At 50.6% G+C, this 17374-nt stretch carries 20 protein-coding genes; 18 read left to right on the top strand and 2 right to left on the bottom strand.

The features are described 5' to 3' along the window. The 5 genes from rlmJ to PsW74_RS17735 all read left to right on the top strand — a co-directional run. Positions 1-443 (top strand): 23S rRNA (adenine(2030)-N(6))-methyltransferase RlmJ (gene rlmJ / locus PsW74_RS29840; protein WP_244277873.1); only part of this gene is annotated, 443 nt, incomplete at its 5' end. Positions 444-621: 178 nt separating this feature from the next. Next, a complete protein-coding gene (locus PsW74_RS29400) occupies positions 622-1146 on the top strand; it encodes a hypothetical protein (RefSeq protein WP_208988050.1) in 525 nt (174 codons plus the stop codon). 89 nt (positions 1147-1235) lie between these two features. After that, positions 1236-1763 carry a menaquinone-dependent protoporphyrinogen IX dehydrogenase gene (hemG, locus tag PsW74_RS17745; protein WP_063290017.1) on the top strand — a complete coding sequence of 176 codons (528 nt, stop codon included), beginning with the start codon at positions 1236-1238 and terminating at the stop codon, positions 1761-1763. Positions 1764-1928: 165 nt separating this feature from the next. Further along, positions 1929-2546, top strand: a complete 618-nt coding sequence (locus tag PsW74_RS17740) for a glutathione S-transferase family protein (protein WP_063290157.1) — start codon at positions 1929-1931, stop codon at positions 2544-2546. A gap of 5 nt (positions 2547-2551) precedes the next feature. Beyond that, positions 2552-3184, top strand: coding sequence for a glutathione S-transferase family protein (locus PsW74_RS17735; RefSeq protein WP_063290018.1), 633 nt, complete (start codon positions 2552-2554; stop codon positions 3182-3184). Between the two features lie 56 nt (positions 3185-3240). Here PsW74_RS17735 and PsW74_RS17730 read toward each other — a convergent pair whose 3' ends face one another. Beyond that, positions 3241-3906, bottom strand: a complete 666-nt coding sequence (locus PsW74_RS17730; RefSeq protein WP_063290019.1) for an outer membrane protein — start codon at positions 3904-3906, stop codon at positions 3241-3243. 394 nt (positions 3907-4300) lie between these two features. Here PsW74_RS17730 and PsW74_RS17725 point away from each other — a divergent pair, with 394 nt between their 5' ends. The 10 genes from PsW74_RS17725 to PsW74_RS17680 all read left to right on the top strand — a co-directional run bounded on the left by PsW74_RS17725 (position 4301) and on the right by PsW74_RS17680 (position 13283). Continuing rightward, entirely contained in the window at positions 4301-5287 is a 987-nt protein-coding gene (locus PsW74_RS17725; protein WP_063290020.1) for a calcium/sodium antiporter, read from the top strand. A gap of 122 nt (positions 5288-5409) precedes the next feature. Then, the gene (gene uvrC, locus PsW74_RS17720) at positions 5410-7422 is read left to right on the top strand and encodes an excinuclease ABC subunit UvrC (protein WP_244271786.1); all 2013 of its coding nucleotides are present in this window, start codon (positions 5410-5412) and stop codon (positions 7420-7422) included. Between the two features lie 209 nt (positions 7423-7631). Then, a complete protein-coding gene (locus PsW74_RS17715) occupies positions 7632-8537 on the top strand; it encodes an endonuclease/exonuclease/phosphatase family protein (protein ID WP_208988049.1) in 906 nt (301 codons plus the stop codon). A gap of 49 nt (positions 8538-8586) precedes the next feature. Continuing rightward, entirely contained in the window at positions 8587-9276 is a 690-nt protein-coding gene (locus PsW74_RS17710) for an HAD family hydrolase (RefSeq protein WP_063290023.1), read from the top strand. A 117-nt stretch (positions 9277-9393) separates the two neighbouring features. Continuing rightward, on the top strand, positions 9394-10032 hold the full coding sequence (locus PsW74_RS17705) for a thymidine kinase (RefSeq protein WP_063290024.1): 639 nt from the start codon (positions 9394-9396) through the stop codon (positions 10030-10032). A gap of 27 nt (positions 10033-10059) precedes the next feature. Continuing rightward, entirely contained in the window at positions 10060-10341 is a 282-nt protein-coding gene (locus PsW74_RS17700) for an HlyU family transcriptional regulator (protein WP_063290025.1), read from the top strand. Positions 10342-10458: 117 nt separating this feature from the next. Further along, complete coding sequence (gene pgsA, locus PsW74_RS17695) at positions 10459-11031, top strand: CDP-diacylglycerol--glycerol-3-phosphate 3-phosphatidyltransferase (RefSeq protein WP_057463579.1); 573 nt, start codon at positions 10459-10461, stop codon at positions 11029-11031. Between the two features lie 60 nt (positions 11032-11091). Next, positions 11092-11343, top strand: coding sequence for a molybdopterin converting factor subunit 1 (gene moaD / locus PsW74_RS17690; RefSeq protein ID WP_063290026.1), 252 nt, complete (start codon positions 11092-11094; stop codon positions 11341-11343). A gap of 42 nt (positions 11344-11385) precedes the next feature. Continuing rightward, positions 11386-11874, top strand: coding sequence for a molybdenum cofactor biosynthesis protein MoaE (locus PsW74_RS17685; RefSeq protein WP_063290027.1), 489 nt, complete (start codon positions 11386-11388; stop codon positions 11872-11874). A 152-nt stretch (positions 11875-12026) separates the two neighbouring features. Then, on the top strand, positions 12027-13283 hold the full coding sequence (locus PsW74_RS17680) for a multidrug effflux MFS transporter (protein WP_063290028.1): 1257 nt from the start codon (positions 12027-12029) through the stop codon (positions 13281-13283). Between the two features lie 61 nt (positions 13284-13344). Here PsW74_RS17680 and PsW74_RS17675 read toward each other — a convergent pair whose 3' ends face one another. Further along, positions 13345-14244 carry a branched-chain amino acid aminotransferase gene (locus tag PsW74_RS17675; protein ID WP_063290029.1) on the bottom strand — a complete coding sequence of 300 codons (900 nt, stop codon included), beginning with the start codon at positions 14242-14244 and terminating at the stop codon, positions 13345-13347. Positions 14245-14563: 319 nt separating this feature from the next. On the opposite strand from PsW74_RS17675, the gene PsW74_RS17670 reads away from it, so the two are divergent. The 3 genes from PsW74_RS17670 to PsW74_RS17660 are packed head-to-tail and all read left to right on the top strand — an operon-like array spanning position 14564 to position 17178. After that, a complete protein-coding gene (locus PsW74_RS17670; RefSeq protein ID WP_057463584.1) occupies positions 14564-15040 on the top strand; it encodes a MarR family transcriptional regulator in 477 nt (158 codons plus the stop codon). A 9-nt stretch (positions 15041-15049) separates the two neighbouring features. Continuing rightward, entirely contained in the window at positions 15050-15751 is a 702-nt protein-coding gene (locus PsW74_RS17665) for a response regulator transcription factor (protein ID WP_063290030.1), read from the top strand. A gap of 44 nt (positions 15752-15795) precedes the next feature. Then, a complete protein-coding gene (locus tag PsW74_RS17660) occupies positions 15796-17178 on the top strand; it encodes an ATP-binding protein (protein WP_063290031.1) in 1383 nt (460 codons plus the stop codon). The last annotated feature ends 196 nt before the right edge of the window (positions 17179-17374 follow it).

Raw genomic sequence — 17374 nt, 5'->3', positions numbered from 1 at the left:
ACAAAAAGGTCAAGGTGATTGCACTGGATGCCTGGCTCGCATTGGGTAGCTTCCTCCCCCCAAAAGAAAGACGCGGTGTCGTCCTGATCGATCCGGCCTTCGAAGTGGAAGATGAATTCGCACGCGTTGCAGATGGTGTTATCCGCGGTTGGAAGAGATGGCCAACCGGAACATTTGCCATTTGGTATCCAGTCAAAAACTTCAGCGCAGTTCGGCAACTCATTGCTACGCTTGACGAAGCTGGCGTTCGCAACACTGTGAAAATCGAGTTGTCGGCAGGTAAAGTCAGCAAGGACGCACCAATGAAGGCCAGCGGGATGATGGTCATCAATCCTCCTTGGACACTCACAAAAGACATGAACACCGCTCTGCCATGGCTCTGCAAAACGCTGACGCAAGGCATCAACCCGTCATGGAACGTAGAGCAGGTTATTCCTGAGTAACCCCTCAGAACCTTTGATTGACCCAAAACAGCAAATCACTGATTGCTAGAAGCGCAGGGCCAAAGCTCATGCGCTTTTAGTATCTCGTCGCGCCTCACAAAGAGGCTGGTGCATAAACGCTTCCTGCAAGCAGCTATTCGCTGCTTCAGACCAGCCAGCCTTTCCGTGGAGAGTGTTAATGCGCGCGAGATCAATCCTAACCCTATTGACTGCAACTGTACTGAGTGTTGCCACCGGAACGACGTATGCTGCTGATCTGGTTCCTCCGGGGAGCTATGACACAACCATCCCGCAGATAGACGAAGAGGATTTCATCGATCCAAATGAGAAAGTCTATTTCGGTTGGTCTGGCGACTATCTGCCAGCCTGTGACTCTGGCAAGGCGCAAAGAGCCGTCGCACGGCAAATCGCACGTGCTGTTCCAAGTTATTATGACGGATTAGAGATCAAGCTGATCGAAGAAATTCGCGAGTCTGATTTCACAATCAGGCGCCCAAGTCCAGTGGGTCGCCGCTATTGCAATGGCGTCGCAACCCTGACCGACGACACCCGCCACCGCATCTATTATGCACTGGTGCAATATGATGGCTTCCTTGGCCTTTCATGGGGTGTCAGAGCTTGCCTTGATGGTCTCGACAAATTCAGGGTCTATGACGGTGAATGCCGGACCGTTCGACCAGAGCAGGAAATCATCCCTCGCTAACACAGCACCTTGCTACATCATGCCTCGTAGGACTGATCGCACTTGAGACTTATATTAGATCTCAGCACAGTCCTACGGGTTCACAATTGATGAAATACTATCTCGCCTACGCCAGTCATGATGGCCAGACTAAAAAAATAATTGGCAAGATCTCAGAGTTTCTTGAAAAGAATGGAGAAAAGATCGTCTTTCTCCCTCTTATAACAGGGATGGAACAGCTCCCACCTGATCTGAAGAACAATCGAATTCTCATTGGATCCCCTATCCGCTATGGCTTCCACTTACGCCCGGTTCGCCAGTTTATCAGCCGCAATTTAGCCGAGTTAAATCAGGCACATACAGCTTTCTTTTCAGTCAACCTTACGGCCAGAAAGCCGGAGAAGAGCACCCCTCAAACCAACGCATACCTCAGGAAATACTTAGAGAAATCGAAGTTTGAGCCAAAGAAGGCCGCCGTCTTCGCAGGTGCTCTCAACTACCCTGACTACAAGCCGTGGGATCGAGTGATGATCCAGCTCATCATGAAGATGACCAATGGCCCGACAGATCCCAAACTCACTGTCGAATTTACCGATTGGAATGCTGTCGAGCATTTTGCGAAGGAACTCACCCAGTAGCCGCAAGCTCTGACACAATCAAATCGAAGTCCCTTGCATTATTGGAAGAAACACGGATATCGTGCAGACCACTCAATTCTCCTAGAGCGTATCACCGAATGCACCTCCGGGTTTCGGATAAGGATGCGCGCTGCAACAAGATCTAGTGTTTTACAGGTGGCTGCCATGCAAACTCTCCGTTCCTCCAGCGCTTCTCCATTTGGTCGCAAAATCAAGCTCGCACTGTACGTGCTAGGCTTCGCAGACAAAGTGAATGTTGAAGTTGCACAGACACTCGATCCCAGTGACACTCTCCGCCAGCAAAACCCACTCGGCAAAATCCCGTGTCTTGTCCTTGAAGACGGCAACGTACTCTACGACAACCGCGTCATCACTGAATATCTGGACTATACAGCTGGCGGCGAAAAGCTGTTTCCAGCAGGTGCTGAACGATTTGAAATTCTGACCAAACAAGCTCTTGCAGATGGTATCTGTGATGCAGCAATCCAGATCGTTTATGAAAGCCGTATGCGTCCGGAAGAAAAGAAACATCAGGACTGGGTGGATTACCAGCAGGCCAAGGTTGATCGCGCACTGACAACCTTCGAAAACAACCCTCTGCCAAAGGTCCAGCATAATTCTCCGGATGCAGCTCAGATAGCCCTGGCCTGTGCTCTTGGATACCTTGATCTTCGTTTCGCAGGTGAATGGCGTAAATCCTATCCAACACTCGTTGCATGGCTGGATGACTTCGCTTCTAGCGTACCTTCATTCGACAAAACCAAAGCTGAGCCGGGAGCTTAGGCAGAATGGTCATACTCCGCACGTCACCAACCTCCCCCTATGGACGCAAAGCGTGTATCGCCGCTGCTGTTCTGGGGCTTCAGGAACAGGTGAAAGTCGATTGGGCTGACACAAGAGCATCCGAAGGCTCTTTGTACGAGCAAAACCCGCTTGCAAAAGTCCCAACACTTCTGCTGGAAAACGGCGATATCGTCTACGACAGCCGCGTCGCATTGGAACTGCTCGACACTCTGGCTGGCGGGGGCAAAATCATCCCGGCAGACGACACCCGCATCTCAGTCCTGACAAAACAAGCAACGGCAGATGGCATCACTGATGCCGCCATTCAAGCTCAGATTGAAACAAGGAACCACCCGGAAGAGCATTGGAACCGGACCTGGATCGACCGTCAGCAAGGAAAAGTTGATCGCACATTGAAAGCCTTCAATGACCATCCTTTGCCAACTCCAACGGATACCAATGGCATTCCGGACTGTGCCCAGATCGCACTTGCTTGCTCATTAGGTTATCTCGACTTACGCGCAAATGGCGATTGGCGGCAGAACAACCCGAAACTGGTTCACTGGCATGATGTTTTTGTTGCTCAGGTTCCCGCCTACAACGAAACGCAGGCACCAGAAATGCTTGAGAGAAGCTAAAAACGAAAAAGGCGCATGCCGGAAGCATGCGCCTTTAAAGCAGAAAATCAGTTCAATTAGAACTTCATGGAAACGCCTGCGCGTACCAGATTTTCATCAATCTTAGTTTTCTCAGTGTTGCCACCGAAGTCAAACTTCTGATCGCCGAAATCCTGATACAGGTATTCAAGGCGAGCAGTCAGAGTGTCGGTTACTGCGTGTTCAACACCAGCACCTACAACGTAACCAATAGCGGTTTTCTCATCTTTGCCAGAAGCGGATTTTGCAGTCAGGTCTTTGAATGCAGCACCACCTGTACCGTATACAAGCGTACGGTCGAGAGCGTAACCTGCACGAGCGCGAACGGTTGCATTCCAGTCGGACTGCAGCTCTACGCCAGCGCTTTTCTCTTCAAGGTCGTTGTACTGAATGTCAACTTCAGCACCCAGGACAACACTTGGAGCAACCATGAAGTTGTAACCGGCATGAACGCCCGCAGTTACACCATTCTGGTCGTCATCCAATGCACCGGATGCACCGCTTTTGCCATCAGCGCCGAGGAAACCCCAACCAGCGTTGGCACCAATGTAAGCACCGGACCAGTCATACGCAGAAAAGGTCGCTGGTGTTTCATAAGAAATTTCTGGCTGACTTGGCTGTACTGGCTGAGGGAGGTCAGCAGCAAGGGAAGTGCCGGCCATCAGACCGAAAGCAATAGCGGTACAAGACGCAATACGCAGCATGTATCATTCTCCAACAAATTATAAACGGAGCGCATGAAACGCATCCGCTGGGGGAAGGCGACCAAATGAGACCGCCCCGGGATAGAGAAATGTATGATTTGACTTTGTGGCTGGATCTGACACGAATTCTGGTTAATTCAAGGCAAACTACAGAAAGAATATGGCACCTTTGACAACCTATTGTTTACGCTAGGTAATGCATACTATTTGAGTGGCCTTTTTACTATACACAAGCTGTGATCAATTCTACCGACTGAAATTTTTGCAGAGACCTGGTGTCAAAAGTGATCTGAGACACTTCAAGAACGCGCCAAACCTGTCTATATACCCGGTCAGACTCCTGTATGCCCCCTTTGGTGTAGCAAATAACCTTACATAATTGGAATTTCAGCCTATGCTTTTCTCATATGCTGCCCTCCTCGGAGGTCTCGCACTATTGATTTTTGCCGGTGACATGCTTGTACGCGGCGCGGTGTCAATTGCTCAGGCTCTGGGAATTCCAACTCTCATCATCGGTTTGACCATCGTCGCCTTTGGTACCTCAGCACCAGAACTCTTTATCTCTCTGAAAGCTGCTCTCGACGGTGTCAGCGGCGTTGCAATTGGTAACGTTGTCGGCTCCAACATCGCAAACGTGCTGCTGGTTCTTGGCGTACCTGCCCTGATCGCAACAACACCATGCGATGAGAATGGAGCTCACAGAAACGCTCTATTCATGCTGGTGGTCTCCGTCATCTTCGCAGCACTCTGCTTCATGGGCACGCTAACCCATTATGCAGGTATCGGCCTTCTTGTTTTGCTCGCAATCTTTCTGGGAGATTCAGTACGCGCAACCAAGAAGCATAAGAAAGAGAACGGCTCCTGCTGTGTAGCAGCTCCTGATGGTGACGAAGAAGACGATCTTGACGTCGATTCCGTTCCAGAAAACAAAGCAATTGCTGCACTCTTTCTCGTTCTCGGCCTGATCGGCCTGCCACTTGGGGCACAACTGACCATCTCTGGCGCAACTGATGTAGCATCATCCTGGGGCGTGTCCGATGCTGTCATCGGCCTGACTGTCGTTGCACTTGGTACCTCACTGCCAGAGCTTGCAACAACCGTTATGGCAGCCATCCGTCAGCACTCTGCAGTCGCGCTCGGCAATGTCATTGGCTCCAATGTCTTTAATCTGCTGGCGATCATGGGCATCACGGTCACAATCATTCCAATCCCGATCCCAGAACAGATCCTCGTCTTCGACATCTGGGTCATGCTAGCCTGTGCCGTACTGCTGTATATCTTTGCCGCCAAGCGTCTGTGCCTCGGCAAAGCATGGGGCATATTCCTTAGCGTTGCCTATGTCGCTTACATCTACGGCGTATTTGCTCTGGATTTCATCTAGGACACACAACTAAAACACTTCTGAGAGACCGCACCTGCCGTTGAATCGGATAAGGTGCGTTTCCATATTTCATTTCAGCATACACCGAGAGTAATTGGATCATGGCTAAAGACACATCTGACATGCCTGCTCAAGCAGAAGACAATGTCGATGTGCCCCAAAGCAATCCAGACATCCAGTTTGAAAGCAACGCCGCCCCGCGCAAACCTGGCGTAAAGGGTGTTGAAGTCATTGCAGACTTCGTAAAACGCTTGCCCCTTGGCCCCGGCGTCTACCGCATGTTTGATGAGGACGGCGAAGTCCTCTATGTGGGCAAAGCTCGGTCACTGAAGAAGCGCGTCACAAGTTACACTCGGCTTCAGGGCCAATCCAACCGCATCATGCGGATGATCATGGCAACTGCTGCGATGGAGTTCGTTGAAACCCGCACAGAACCAGAAGCCTTGCTGCTGGAAGCAAACCTCATCAAGCGTTTGCGCCCTCGCTTCAATGTTCTCCTGCGTGACGACAAGTCCTTTCCATACATCCTGATCAGTGCCGACCATGAAGCCCCTGCCCTGATCAAACACCGCGGAGCTCGGGCCCGCAAAGGCGATTACTTCGGACCATTTGCATCCGCTGGTGCTGTCAATGACACCATCAATGCTATGCAAAAGGCGTTTCTCATCCGCAACTGCTCCGACAGCTACTATTCCAATCGCTCGCGCCCTTGCCTGCTTTACCAAATCAAGCGTTGTGCAGCCCCCTGCACTGGCGAGATCTCCATTGAGGACTACAAAGGACTTGTCGCTGAAGCAAAATCCTTCCTCTCAGGCAAAAGCCAGCTCATCAAGCAAGACCTGGCGGTCGCTATGGAAAAAGCCTCAGAGAACCTCGACTTTGAACAGGCGGCTGTCTATCGCGACCGCATTTCTGCACTGTCCCATGTCCAGAGCCATCAGGGCATCAATCCGCAGAGCATTGAAGAAGCAGATGTTTTCGCCACCTATCAGGAAGGCGGCCAGACATGCGTGCAAGTCTTCTTCTTTCGCACAGGACAAAACTGGGGCAACCGCGCATACTTTCCTAAAGCGGATAAAAGTTACGAACCCTCAGAAATTCTGGAGAGCTTCCTCTCCCAGTTCTACGAGGATAAACCGCCGCCACGTATGGTCTTGCTCTCACATGAACTAGAAGAGCAAGAACTACTGGCAGAAGCCCTCTCTGCAAGGGCCAATCGCAAGGTCGAAGTCGCAATACCAAAGCGCGGCGAAAAACGCGAATTGGTGGAGCACGCGCTCACGAATGCCAAGGGCGCTCTTGGCCGTAGGCTTGCTGAGACATCCAGCCAGCTGAAGCTCTTGAAGGGTGTTGCAGAAGCCTTTGATCTGGACCGTACACCACGTCGTATCGATGTTTTCGACAACTCCCACATCTCAGGCACCAATGCTGTTGGCGGAATGATTGTTGCGGGCTCTGATGGCTTTGCGAAAGGCCAGTACAGAAAGTTCAACATCAAGTCAGAAGACCTGATCCCGGGCGACGACTACGGCATGATGCGAGAAGTGCTCTCACGCCGTTTCGCCCGCCTGATGAAGGAGAACCCGGAAGGTTACGAGCAAGCTGCCCGTTTCACCGCACAATCAAAAACTGAGCCAAAAGCCGGTGAAGAAGAGCAGGAAGTCGCGCCATCCAATGCTGACATCCCTGCATGGCCTGATTTGGTGCTGATCGATGGCGGTAAAGGCCAGCTCAGCGCCGTCCGCGAAACACTCGAAGAGATGGGCATCACGGACATCCCATTGGTCGGCATCGCAAAAGGTCCTGACCGCGATGCAGGACGCGAGAAGTTCTTCGTCACAGGCAAACAAAGTTTTATGTTACCTGAACGTGATCCGGTCCTGTACTTTGTGCAACGCATGCGAGATGAGGCACACCGCTTCGCGATCGGCTCCCACAGAGCCCGCCGCAAGAAGGCAATCGTCGCAAATCCACTGGATGAAATTGCAGGTATTGGTCCGACAAGAAAGCGCGTTCTGCTTCGTCACTTCGGCACTGCAAAAGCAGTTTCAAAAGCTGGCATCGAAGACTTGCGAGCTGTTTCAGGAATCTCCGAAAGCATTGCAAAACTGATCTACAACCACTTCCACGAATAATCACGGGATAACGCATTGTTTTCACAAATAGAAAACGACTATACGCTATTCTCATCAAAACTTAACAACCAAAGGTGAGAGCAGTGCGTTCAGACAGGGTATTATCAAAGAAAAAACCAAATACCCCGATCTTGCTTCATCTGGTGCGCGTAGGAACACTTGCGGTCACCTTCTTGCTCCTCGCCTCTTTATTCGCTCCTGGAAACCTGTTGAGCGAAGCGGTAGCTTTCTTCATCCCTCAGCTTATCGCAGTGGGTTTTGTCGGTCTCCTACTCTGGCTCGTACTGGCCAGAAATCTGCACTGGCTCCATTTACTCTGTCTCTTAGGATTGATCATCTCCAGCTTCTGGATGGTCACCAGCATCCGTCTCGTCACTCAACCTGTCGCAATTCTGGATACCCCCCCCAAGAGCAAGTCGTTCAACGTCATGAGCCTCAATCTCCTGCATATGCAGTTCGAGAAGGAGGCCTTGCAAGAGCTGATTGAAAAACGTCAACCAGACCTGATCGTGTTTCAGGAAACCGCAAGCGCAACTCCCCGCCTGAAAACGTTCCTTACAGAGAATTATCAATACGCTATCCTGCCACCAGCAAAGCGCGACACTGATCTCACAGTCTTCAGCAAATTTCCGCTAAAGAACTCAAAACGGGTTCATATACCTGGCCTCGGGCAAAACGGGTACATCCCGCGCGAGTTCCTGAGCGCAGATGTCAACATCAACGGCACCCTGATCCAGCTCTATGCAATCCACCCGGCAAGTCCACGCAGTCAACGTCGCCTGGACGGACGGACGACCTACATGAATTACGTGTCAAATTACATCCGAGAACAGCGGACAGATTCACCCATTATGGTTTTAGGGGACTGGAACACCCCTGTCTGGTCAGATACCTTTCAGAAACTGCTTTCAGATTTGAAGCTGAAAACAACGTTCACCAGCCTCATTCCGCAGACAACTCGATATTTTATCAATCCATTTCTTGGAAAAGTGTTGGGATCAAAAGTCGATCACATTACCTCTTCTGAAGAAATTGTAATCAAAGACCTCATAATTGACGAAGATGTCGGCTCAGACCATTTTCCAATCTTCGCGACACTTCACATATTACCCTAAAGTAAGCATATAATAACTTTATAGGGATCGGTCCGGAGGGAAATTTGGAATGCCACGAGAATTGCTTATATCCTTCGATGCAGACCAAACCCTCTTTGATTTTCAGCGAATTCTGGACGAAGCCCTCATCACCACCGCAAGTTTTTTAAGCCATTACTCCGACAAACCCATCACTCCCAAACGCCTCAAAAAAATACATAAATCCCTCGTTGAAGACGCAGACCCCAACAACATTCGCTATCTGGAAATTCGAAGAGCTTCATTTGAACAAGCACTTAATCCACTGAGTAATGCTAAGGATTTGTCTGAGCAAGCGCTGGAGATCTTCAAAAAAGTCCGCTTCGGAGCCCCTTACTTTTACCCTCATGTCAAAGAAACGCTCGCAACGCTGAAGCGAAACTACAAGACAGCGCTCATCACCAACGGCAACTCATGCCCCAAAAGCGCAGGTATCGCCCACCTCTTCGATTTCGTGGTGATGGCGGAAGAGTACCCCTACAAAAAACCGGATCCCCGTCTCTTTGATGCCATGCTTTCAATGGCTGGTATGAGCCCCGACAAACTCATCCATGTCGGCGACTCTTTGGAGCACGACATCGCAGGCGCAAACAATATCGGTGCCACTTCTGTCTGGTTTAACCCTCTGCAGCATGCCAATCGATCCCCTGTTCTGCCGGATCATTCCATAGCCTGCATGCGTGAATTACCAAGTTTGGTCGCTGGATACGCCTCACGCTAAAAGTTTGCCGTGGAACCTTGTGAGTAACCTCCCAGGGTTCTGGCCTCTCTCACGAATCCATGTATGAAGACCTAATCAGATTGAACGCGATGAGGCGCGCCGCGCCGCGAAGGGCCAATGGCAAAACTATATTTCAATTTCTCCGCAATGAATGCTGGTAAATCCACTCTGCTGCTGCAGGCCTCCTATAACTATCAGGAGCGCGGTATGCGCAGTTTGCTGTTCACAGCAGCCCTCGACAATCGCACCAAGGTCGGAGAAATTTCATCGCGTATAGGTTTGAAATCAGACGCCCTCATCTACGACACAAAGCTTGATCTGTTCGCTTGTATTGAGGAACAACTCAAAGAGCACCAGTTCAACGCGGTCTTCATCGATGAAGCACAATTCCTGACAGAAGAACAGGTCTGGCAGCTGGCCCATGTTGCGGACCATCTTCGTATTCCTGTAATGGCTTACGGTTTGAGAACTGACTTTCAGGGCAAGATGTTTCCAGGCAGTGCCGCACTCCTCGCCATTGCAGATATCCTCCGCGAAGTGAGAACCATCTGCTGGTGCGGATCCAAAGCAACAATGGTGGCCCGCGTGGATGAAAGCGGAAACATTGTCGAAGAAGGTGATCAGGTTGTCATCGGCGGTGAGGAATCCTACATCTCACTTTGCAGAAAACACTGGTCCATGCGCAAACTTGGAGAACCTAACAGTGAAAACAAGGATGCACTCGCCGACATGATGTGCGAACCTATAGACCAATAAAACTACGTTTAGTCTGGGAGAATAAACATGGGCTTTTTCTCAAATCTGTTTGGCGGCAACAAAGATGAAAAATCAACGCCAGCTGCAAAAGCAGAAGAATTTGAAGGCTACCTGATTTACTCTGAACCTTCTCGCCGTGGTGGACAGTGGCAAACTGCGGGTCGCATCACCAAGCAATTTGGGGAAGAGACCAAAGAGCATACCTTTATCCGCGCAGACACACATGGCTCTGAGGATGAAGCAAAAGAGTTCTCTTCGCGCAAGGCAAAGCAGATCATTAAGGAAATGGGTGACGGGATGTTTACATAATCCCGTATACTCCCCCGAAGTCCTGCACAAATAAGCGTGCTACAATTGACAGGACGCACTTGGATGTGCACACCCTGCGTATGAGCGCTTGTTAGCCGCGTAAACTTGAAGGTTCATATGTCCCGTAAGCTTATATTTTCGCTTCCAAATATTCTTACTTACGGCCGTATTGCTGCTGTGCCAGCTCTGGCTGTGTGTTTCTATTTCCCAACCCACACCGCCCGTTGGATTGCATTAAGTATCTTCTTCATAGCTGCAATCACAGATTTCTTTGACGGCTACCTCGCCAGAATTTGGCAGCAACAGTCTGCTCTCGGTCGCATGCTGGACCCAATTGCCGACAAACTTCTTGTTTCTGTTTGTCTCCTAATATTGGCATGGGATCAGACAATCGGAAACTGGTCCATCTTTGCTGCCATCATCATTCTTTGCCGGGAAATCCTTGTTTCTGGCCTGCGTGAGTTCCTTGCTGAGCTTCGTGTTTCAGTCCCTGTTACCAAACTGGCTAAATGGAAAACCACTGTCCAACTCGTTGCCTTGGGCTTTTTGCTCGCAGGTGATGCTGGCGATGTTGTTTTCCCCTACACCACATCAACTGGTATAGTGCTACTTTGGGTCGCAGCGATTTTGACCCTATATACGGGGTATGACTACTTCCGCGCCGGAATTGGCCATCTGATTGAAGACTAATTCCTGTAAAAGACAAGGCTTCCACAAAAAGGAAGCCATACAATACCGGGGCTCAATCTCATGAAAATTCGTTACTTCGCTTGGCTGCGTGAGCGCACTGGAACCTCTGAGGAGACCATTGAGCTTCCAGAAACTGTTAAAACCGCAGGCGAATTGATGATTTGGCTCGCAGCTCGTGATGAAGGTTATGCCTTTGCCTTCGAACAACCAGAAACCATTCGCATTGCAGTCAATCAGGAACACGTGGAAGAAGATCACGTTTTGTCTGGAACTGAAGAAGTTGCATTCTTCCCGCCAATGACAGGCGGTTGAGGAACACCTTCCCTCCAGCATATCTCAAAGTCTGCGAGTACCATGTCAAACAGCACCACCACAGAATTTACAGTCCGCGTTCAAGCTGAAGATTTTGACGTTTTAGCAGAAACCGAAATCCTCGCCAAAGGCCGCAAAGATGTCGGAGCTATCGTTACCTTCACTGGCCTATGCCGGGATGAAGGCGGTACGCTTGAGGCGCTAGAACTGGAACATTATCCAGGTATGGCCGAAGCTCAGATCTCAAAGTTTGCGCAGCAAGCCGTTGAACGTTGGCCCCTGACAGGCCTCGCGATCATTCATCGTTTTGGCAAAATTCCTCCAGGCGACAACATTGTTTTGGTCATAGCAACCAGCTCTCATCGTCGAGCCGCCTTCGAAGCTTCTGACTTTCTAATGGACTTCCTGAAAACTCAGGCGCCATTCTGGAAGAAAGAGCATCTCAAAGAGGCATCCGAGGGAACTTGGGTCGAGGCTAAAGCAGTGGATGATGCCGATGCATCGCGCTGGGACGAGCAGAAAACCAAATAGCTCCAGCATTCCATAAACATGCAGCACGCAACAATGAACTGGCACTTGCCTTGACATAGCCATGTTTGCCAGTTCAAATAGAAGCTAATTTGAGTTTATTAGGTCGCAATCGCGACCTCTTACCTTTTTTGCACCCAACAAACAGGTCTCTGATGTCTGCAGTTTCTGATCTGCAGCATGAGCGAGCACCTCATCCTGGGCTTTCCTTATGGGAAATTGTCAGCCTTGTTGCAGCGCTTATGGCGCTGAACGCGGTTGCGACGTCAATGATGCTTCCGGCCCTTCCGGCTATGAGCGCTGCATTGTCTGTCGCCGACAATGATCGCCAATTGGTGATCACAGCCTACATGCTTGGTCTCGCTTTTGCTTCTCTCTTTTTCGGTCCGCTTTCGGATACGATTGGTCGTCGAACCACGCTGCTGATCGGCCTCAGCCTGTACATCATTGGCGGAGTGTATTCGACATTCGCTGTAAGCTATGAGCACATGCTCGCAGCTCGAGCCCTTCAGGGTATCGGAGCTGCAGCACCGCGCGTCGCATCCATTTCAATGATCCGGGATTGGTACAGCGGTCGTCAAATGGGCAAGGTGATGTCCCTGGTCATGGTAGCTTTCCAGATTGCCCCCGTGATTGCTCCATTTCTCGGACAGATCGTCCTGTGGGTCGCTCCATGGCAAGGCGTGTTCGCTGCCCTAACTCTGTTTGGAGTGCTCTTATTTGTCTGGTGTTCGATGCGCCTTCCTGAAAGCCTTGACCCTATAAACCAGCGCCCACTGGAATTACGTTCTGTCCTCAGTGCATATCGGTTAGCCCTCACCACTCGTGTGACTGTTGGCTACATGATGGCCATGACATTCATCTTTGCCTGCCTGTTCGCATTCATCAATTCTGCGCAGCAAGTCTTTATGGAACGCTTTGCGCTCGCTGACCTGTTCCCAATCGTGTTTGCAGCAATCTCAATCGCAATGGCCCTTTCCTCCTACCTGAATTCACAAATGGTGGAGAAGTATGGCCTCAGAAAAATGTCGCATATGGCATTGCTTGGCTTTACCGCAACTTCTGTTTTGACAGCAGCAATTGCCTACAGTGGTAATCTGACCATCGTGACATTCATAGCAATTCAGTCACTGGCAATGTTCTTCTTCGGCTTCATCGGCCCGAACTTCAACACCATGGCAATGGAACCATTGGGGCGCGTTGCAGGCGCTGGCTCGGCAATGATAGGCTTCATCACCACATTGATCGGAGCCCTGCTTGGTGCTGGCATTGGCAAGCTGTACAATGGGACCGAACTGCCCCTCGTCTACGGTGTCGCCTTGTTCTCGATCCTTGGCTTGATCTGCGTGCTGATCACAGAAAACGGCAAACTCTTCAAACCGCAGCACGAACAACAGCTCGCAACCGAATAAAACGAGAAAGCCCGCCACTCAGTCAGAGCAGCGGGCTTTGAATTTTCATGCGGCGAAGAGATCAGCTTGCAACAAGCAACTCTTCTTTCGCAGGCTGTACAGCAGCCATGTAATCCTCGATCATCAGCTTCGTAATATCGCCCGGAACAAAACTGTGCGGCCCGATTTCAGAAACCGGTGTCACTTCAGCAGCAGACCCAGTCAGGAAGCACTGTTCAAAGCCTTCCATCTCTTCAGGCATGATACGACGTTCAATCACTTCGATACCACGAGCACGTGCCAGATCAATCACAGTGCGGCGTGTGATACCATCAAGGAAACAGTCCGCAATCGGAGTGTGGATTGCACCGTCTTTGATGAAGAAAACATTGGCACCAGTCGCTTCAGCAACACGGCCCTGCCAGTCCAGCATCAAAGCATCGGAATAACCTTTTGCTTCAGCAGCATGCTTGGAGATTGTGCAGATCATGTACAGACCAGCTGCCTTCGACTTGAACGGTGCGGTCTTTGGATCTGGGCGACGATATTCTGCCAGATCCAGACGAATACCCTTCAAACGCTCTTCTGGAGAGAAGTAGCTTGGCCACTCCCAGGCAGCAATCGCCAGGTGGATGGTGTTGGACTGAGCCGAAATGCCCATCATCTCACTGCCGCGCCAGGCAACCGGACGCAGGTAAGCGTCTGTCAGGTTGTTCTCGGCTAGCATCTGTTTACACGCACCGTTAATCTGCTCTTCGCTCCACGGAATAGTGAAGCCCAGAACCTCTGCAGAAGCATGTAAGCGTTTGGTGTGTTCTTCCAGCTTGAAGATCTCGCCGCCATAGGCGCGTTGACCTTCGAACACACTGCTTCCGTAGTGCAAACCGTGCGTGAGCACGTGCATCTTGGCCTCTGACCACGGAACAATTTTTCCATCCAACCAGATTGAGCCTTCTAGTTGATCAAAGGGTATACCCGCCATTTCTCTTCTCCATATGGCGAACAATTCACGGTGCAGGCAAGGCAAGGACTTGCCAGTCAAGGTGTGTTCTAGCTAAATCAATGAGTTTATAAAGGATAGGTATACAGAGCAGCCGTATTACAACTACAGATGATCAATACCTACCCACGACGTAAAACCGATGAAGAAATTAATTTTTCAACTATTGCGCACATGCGACATGTTGAGTTCTTTCCTTTCTTCAGCGATGAGTAACTTGTAACTATCATTCTGAAATAAGTCAACATGACTGACGTATTTTTTATGAGATTAAAAAATAGGCAGTTGTCCGGGACAGGAAATGAATAAAAAAGACAGCGATTCACCACGGTTTGACCTTATTGAACTGTTTTTCTTCGCTTATCGCGATTTTACGGGTGATCCGGATGTGCTTCTTGATGAGCTGGGTTTTGGTCGTGCCCATCACCGTGTTCTTCATTTTGTGCACAGAAACCCCGGAATCAGAGTCTCTGACCTGCTCGACATTTTAAAAATCACGAAGCAAAGTTTAGGACGTGTTTTGAAACAGTTGGTGGATGATGACTTCATTTGTCAGGAACCAGGAGCGTTGGACCGCCGTCAGCGCCTGCTATATACCACTGAAAAAGGTACAGAATTTTGTGCCCGACTATCCAAACTCCAGTCCCAACGTATTAATAAGGCGATCTCCATGATGCCAGATGGCAGTGATGAGATTGTCCGCCAGTTTTTATATCTTATGATTGATGAGAATGATCGCAGCGAAGTTGCCCGTCTCATCACCAAACAAACAGATTGAGGAATTACCGTGGCCCGCTCTGCTCTTCTGGAAGATGATGCACCTCACATTCTCCTGATTGATGATGACAGCCGTATCCGCGACCTGCTCCAAAGGTTTCTCGGAGAAAGCGGCTTTCGGGTAACCGTCGCAAGAGACGCAGTAGAAGCCCGCCGCAGATTATCCGGCCTGGAGTTCGATCTACTCATTTTGGACGTCATGATGCCAGGCGAAAGCGGAATTGAGCTCGCAAAAGACCTGCGCCGTTCCAAAGCTGTCCCCATCCTCATGCTCACAGCCCGCTCCGATATTGAAGATCGGATTGAAGGACTGGAAGCTGGCGTCGACGATTATGTCTCAAAACCGTTTGAACCACGCGAATTGCTCCTTAGAATTTCCGCCATTCTCCGCAGAGGTGGCCCAAAGCCAAAAATGAAACTCGAAGTGTTGGCGTTCGGCCCGTTTCAATACAATGCAGAACGCGGTGAACTAAAACGCAATGACGAACATGTCCGCCTAACTGATCGGGAAAAACAAATCCTCAACACCTTCGCGGAAAAGCCTGGTCAAACTGTAGCACGAACTGACCTTGTGGGAGCAGATGCTGCACTTGGCGAGCGCACAATCGACGTTCAGGTGAACCGCTTGAGAAGAAAGATTGAGGAAGACCCCGGCAATCCCCTATACCTGCAGACCGTGCGTGGGATAGGTTATCGGCTTGTTACCAACTAGCTGCCATTATAGCAGCCAGCGCACAGGCGAGCAGCGAGAGGACAATGGGCTTATCAGACCGGTTCACACTTCCACAATGGATCAGAACGCTTTTAAAGCCCTACTTCGCGGTGACCAGCTGGCTGCATTATCGGCTTCCAAAGGGCCTTTATGTCCGTGCTCTGCTGATCATCGTCATCCCCTTCCTGATCCTGCAATCAGTCCTCGCTTTCGTTTTCATGGAGCGCCACTACGATCTCGTAACCAAGCGCTTGTCTGAAGCCGTAGTCCGACAGATTGCAGCTGTCGTCGATATGACAGAAACCTACAATCACGACGACAATTACGCGACACTGAAGCAAATCAGTGCTGGAGCTCTGGGCCTGTCTGTAACAGTGCTACCCAAAGAGCCGCTCCCACCACCAAAACCGAAGCCACTCTTTGACTTGGTGGATCGGTATATGACCCGTGAGATTGCTGCGCGCATTGGCAAGCCGTTTTGGATTGATACCGTTGGAGCTTCGAAATATGTCGAAATCCGCATCCAGCTGGAAAACAAAACACTCCGTATCATCGCTCGTCGCAGCCAGACGTATGCGTCGAATTCCCATATCTTCATCGTCTGGATGGTCGCCACCTCGTTGGTTCTGATCATTATCGCGGTCTTGTTCCTCAGAAACCAAATCCGGCCAATCGAGCAACTGGCAGATGCTGCTGAGGAATTCGGCAAGGGCCGACAAGTCTCCAACTTCCGCCCACATGGGGCTCGTGAAGTCCGCCGTGCCGCTCTTGCTTTCGTGGACATGCGCCGCAGAATTGAGCGCCATGTTGATCAGCGCACGACCATGCTTGCAGGCGTCAGCCATGACTTGCGAACGATCCTCACGCGGTTCCGTCTTGAGCTCGCCCTGCTTCCTCAATCTCCTGAGGCAGATGCTCTGCGTAAAGACGTCGACGAAATGAACCGCATGCTGGAGGACTATCTTTCCTTCTCCAAAGGCTATGGTGACGAGCCGCCTGCTCCGGTTGATATCTCGCTCATGCTGGAGGATCTGGAGGTCGAGGCAGAGGTTGTTGGCGCTGACGTTGCATCCTCCTTCGACGGAGATCCCCTTGTCATCGTCAAAGGCCGGGCCTTCCGGCGCTGTCTTCTGAACGTGATTTCCAATGCGGCGCGCTATGGCAAGACGCTGCGCATCAAGGGCAATCGAACACCCGACTGGCTGATTATTACAGTTGATGATGACGGTCCGGGTATCCCTCGTGAAGAGCGGGAGAACGTCTTCCGTCCCTTCCACAGGCTTGATACGGCCCGTAATCAGGACAGCGGTGGCTCAGGCCTCGGTCTGGCAATTGCAAGGGATATTGTGAGAAGTCATGGGGGGGAAATCTTCTTGCGCCAGTCTCCACTGGGCGGCCTGCGCGTTCGCATTCGCATTCCGATCTAGCTCACAGTGTGCACAAACACCAATAGCACCACATGGCATCCCATGCAGTGTTGAACCAGAATTCCCGGAAGTCGGGATGAGCAAGGCGGCAGGCAATACCTGCGCTATTTATTGGTAATGAGTCTTCGGCATCAGCTACACGCCTTGCCCGGGCTTTTTATAATGAACAACCTCGCCTCTTTTGCCTATAAGGCAC

The sequence above is a fragment of the Pseudovibrio sp. W74 genome (genome assembly GCF_001623085.1).
GTDB lineage: Bacteria > Pseudomonadota > Alphaproteobacteria > Rhizobiales > Stappiaceae > Pseudovibrio.
The sequence above is the reverse complement of the archived record's forward strand: the minus strand, read 5'-3'. Positions and strand labels throughout refer to the sequence as shown.

Bases quoted from the DNA above. Each gene is read 5' to 3' on its own strand.
- PsW74_RS29400 (WP_208988050.1), top strand. From the start codon at position 622: ATGCGCGCGAGATCAATCCTAACCCTATTGACTGCAACTGTACTGAGT.
- PsW74_RS17680 (WP_063290028.1), top strand. From the start codon at position 12,027: ATGTCTGCAGTTTCTGATCTGCAGCATGAGCGAGCACCTCATCCTGGG.
- PsW74_RS17670 (WP_057463584.1), top strand. From the start codon at position 14,564: ATGAATAAAAAAGACAGCGATTCACCACGGTTTGACCTTATTGAACTG.
- PsW74_RS17735 (WP_063290018.1), top strand. From the start codon at position 2,552: ATGGTCATACTCCGCACGTCACCAACCTCCCCCTATGGACGCAAAGCG.
- PsW74_RS17660 (WP_063290031.1), top strand. From the start codon at position 15,796: ATGGGCTTATCAGACCGGTTCACACTTCCACAATGGATCAGAACGCTT.
- moaD (WP_063290026.1), top strand. From the start codon at position 11,092: ATGAAAATTCGTTACTTCGCTTGGCTGCGTGAGCGCACTGGAACCTCT.
- pgsA (WP_057463579.1), top strand. From the start codon at position 10,459: ATGTCCCGTAAGCTTATATTTTCGCTTCCAAATATTCTTACTTACGGC.
- uvrC (WP_244271786.1), top strand. From the start codon at position 5,410: ATGCCTGCTCAAGCAGAAGACAATGTCGATGTGCCCCAAAGCAATCCA.
- PsW74_RS17700 (WP_063290025.1), top strand. From the start codon at position 10,060: ATGGGCTTTTTCTCAAATCTGTTTGGCGGCAACAAAGATGAAAAATCA.
- PsW74_RS17705 (WP_063290024.1), top strand. From the start codon at position 9,394: ATGGCAAAACTATATTTCAATTTCTCCGCAATGAATGCTGGTAAATCC.
- PsW74_RS17730 (WP_063290019.1), bottom strand. From the start codon at position 3,906: ATGCTGCGTATTGCGTCTTGTACCGCTATTGCTTTCGGTCTGATGGCC.
- hemG (WP_063290017.1), top strand. From the start codon at position 1,236: ATGAAATACTATCTCGCCTACGCCAGTCATGATGGCCAGACTAAAAAA.
- PsW74_RS17710 (WP_063290023.1), top strand. From the start codon at position 8,587: ATGCCACGAGAATTGCTTATATCCTTCGATGCAGACCAAACCCTCTTT.
- PsW74_RS17685 (WP_063290027.1), top strand. From the start codon at position 11,386: ATGTCAAACAGCACCACCACAGAATTTACAGTCCGCGTTCAAGCTGAA.
- PsW74_RS17740 (WP_063290157.1), top strand. From the start codon at position 1,929: ATGCAAACTCTCCGTTCCTCCAGCGCTTCTCCATTTGGTCGCAAAATC.
- PsW74_RS17725 (WP_063290020.1), top strand. From the start codon at position 4,301: ATGCTTTTCTCATATGCTGCCCTCCTCGGAGGTCTCGCACTATTGATT.
- PsW74_RS17675 (WP_063290029.1), bottom strand. From the start codon at position 14,244: ATGGCGGGTATACCCTTTGATCAACTAGAAGGCTCAATCTGGTTGGAT.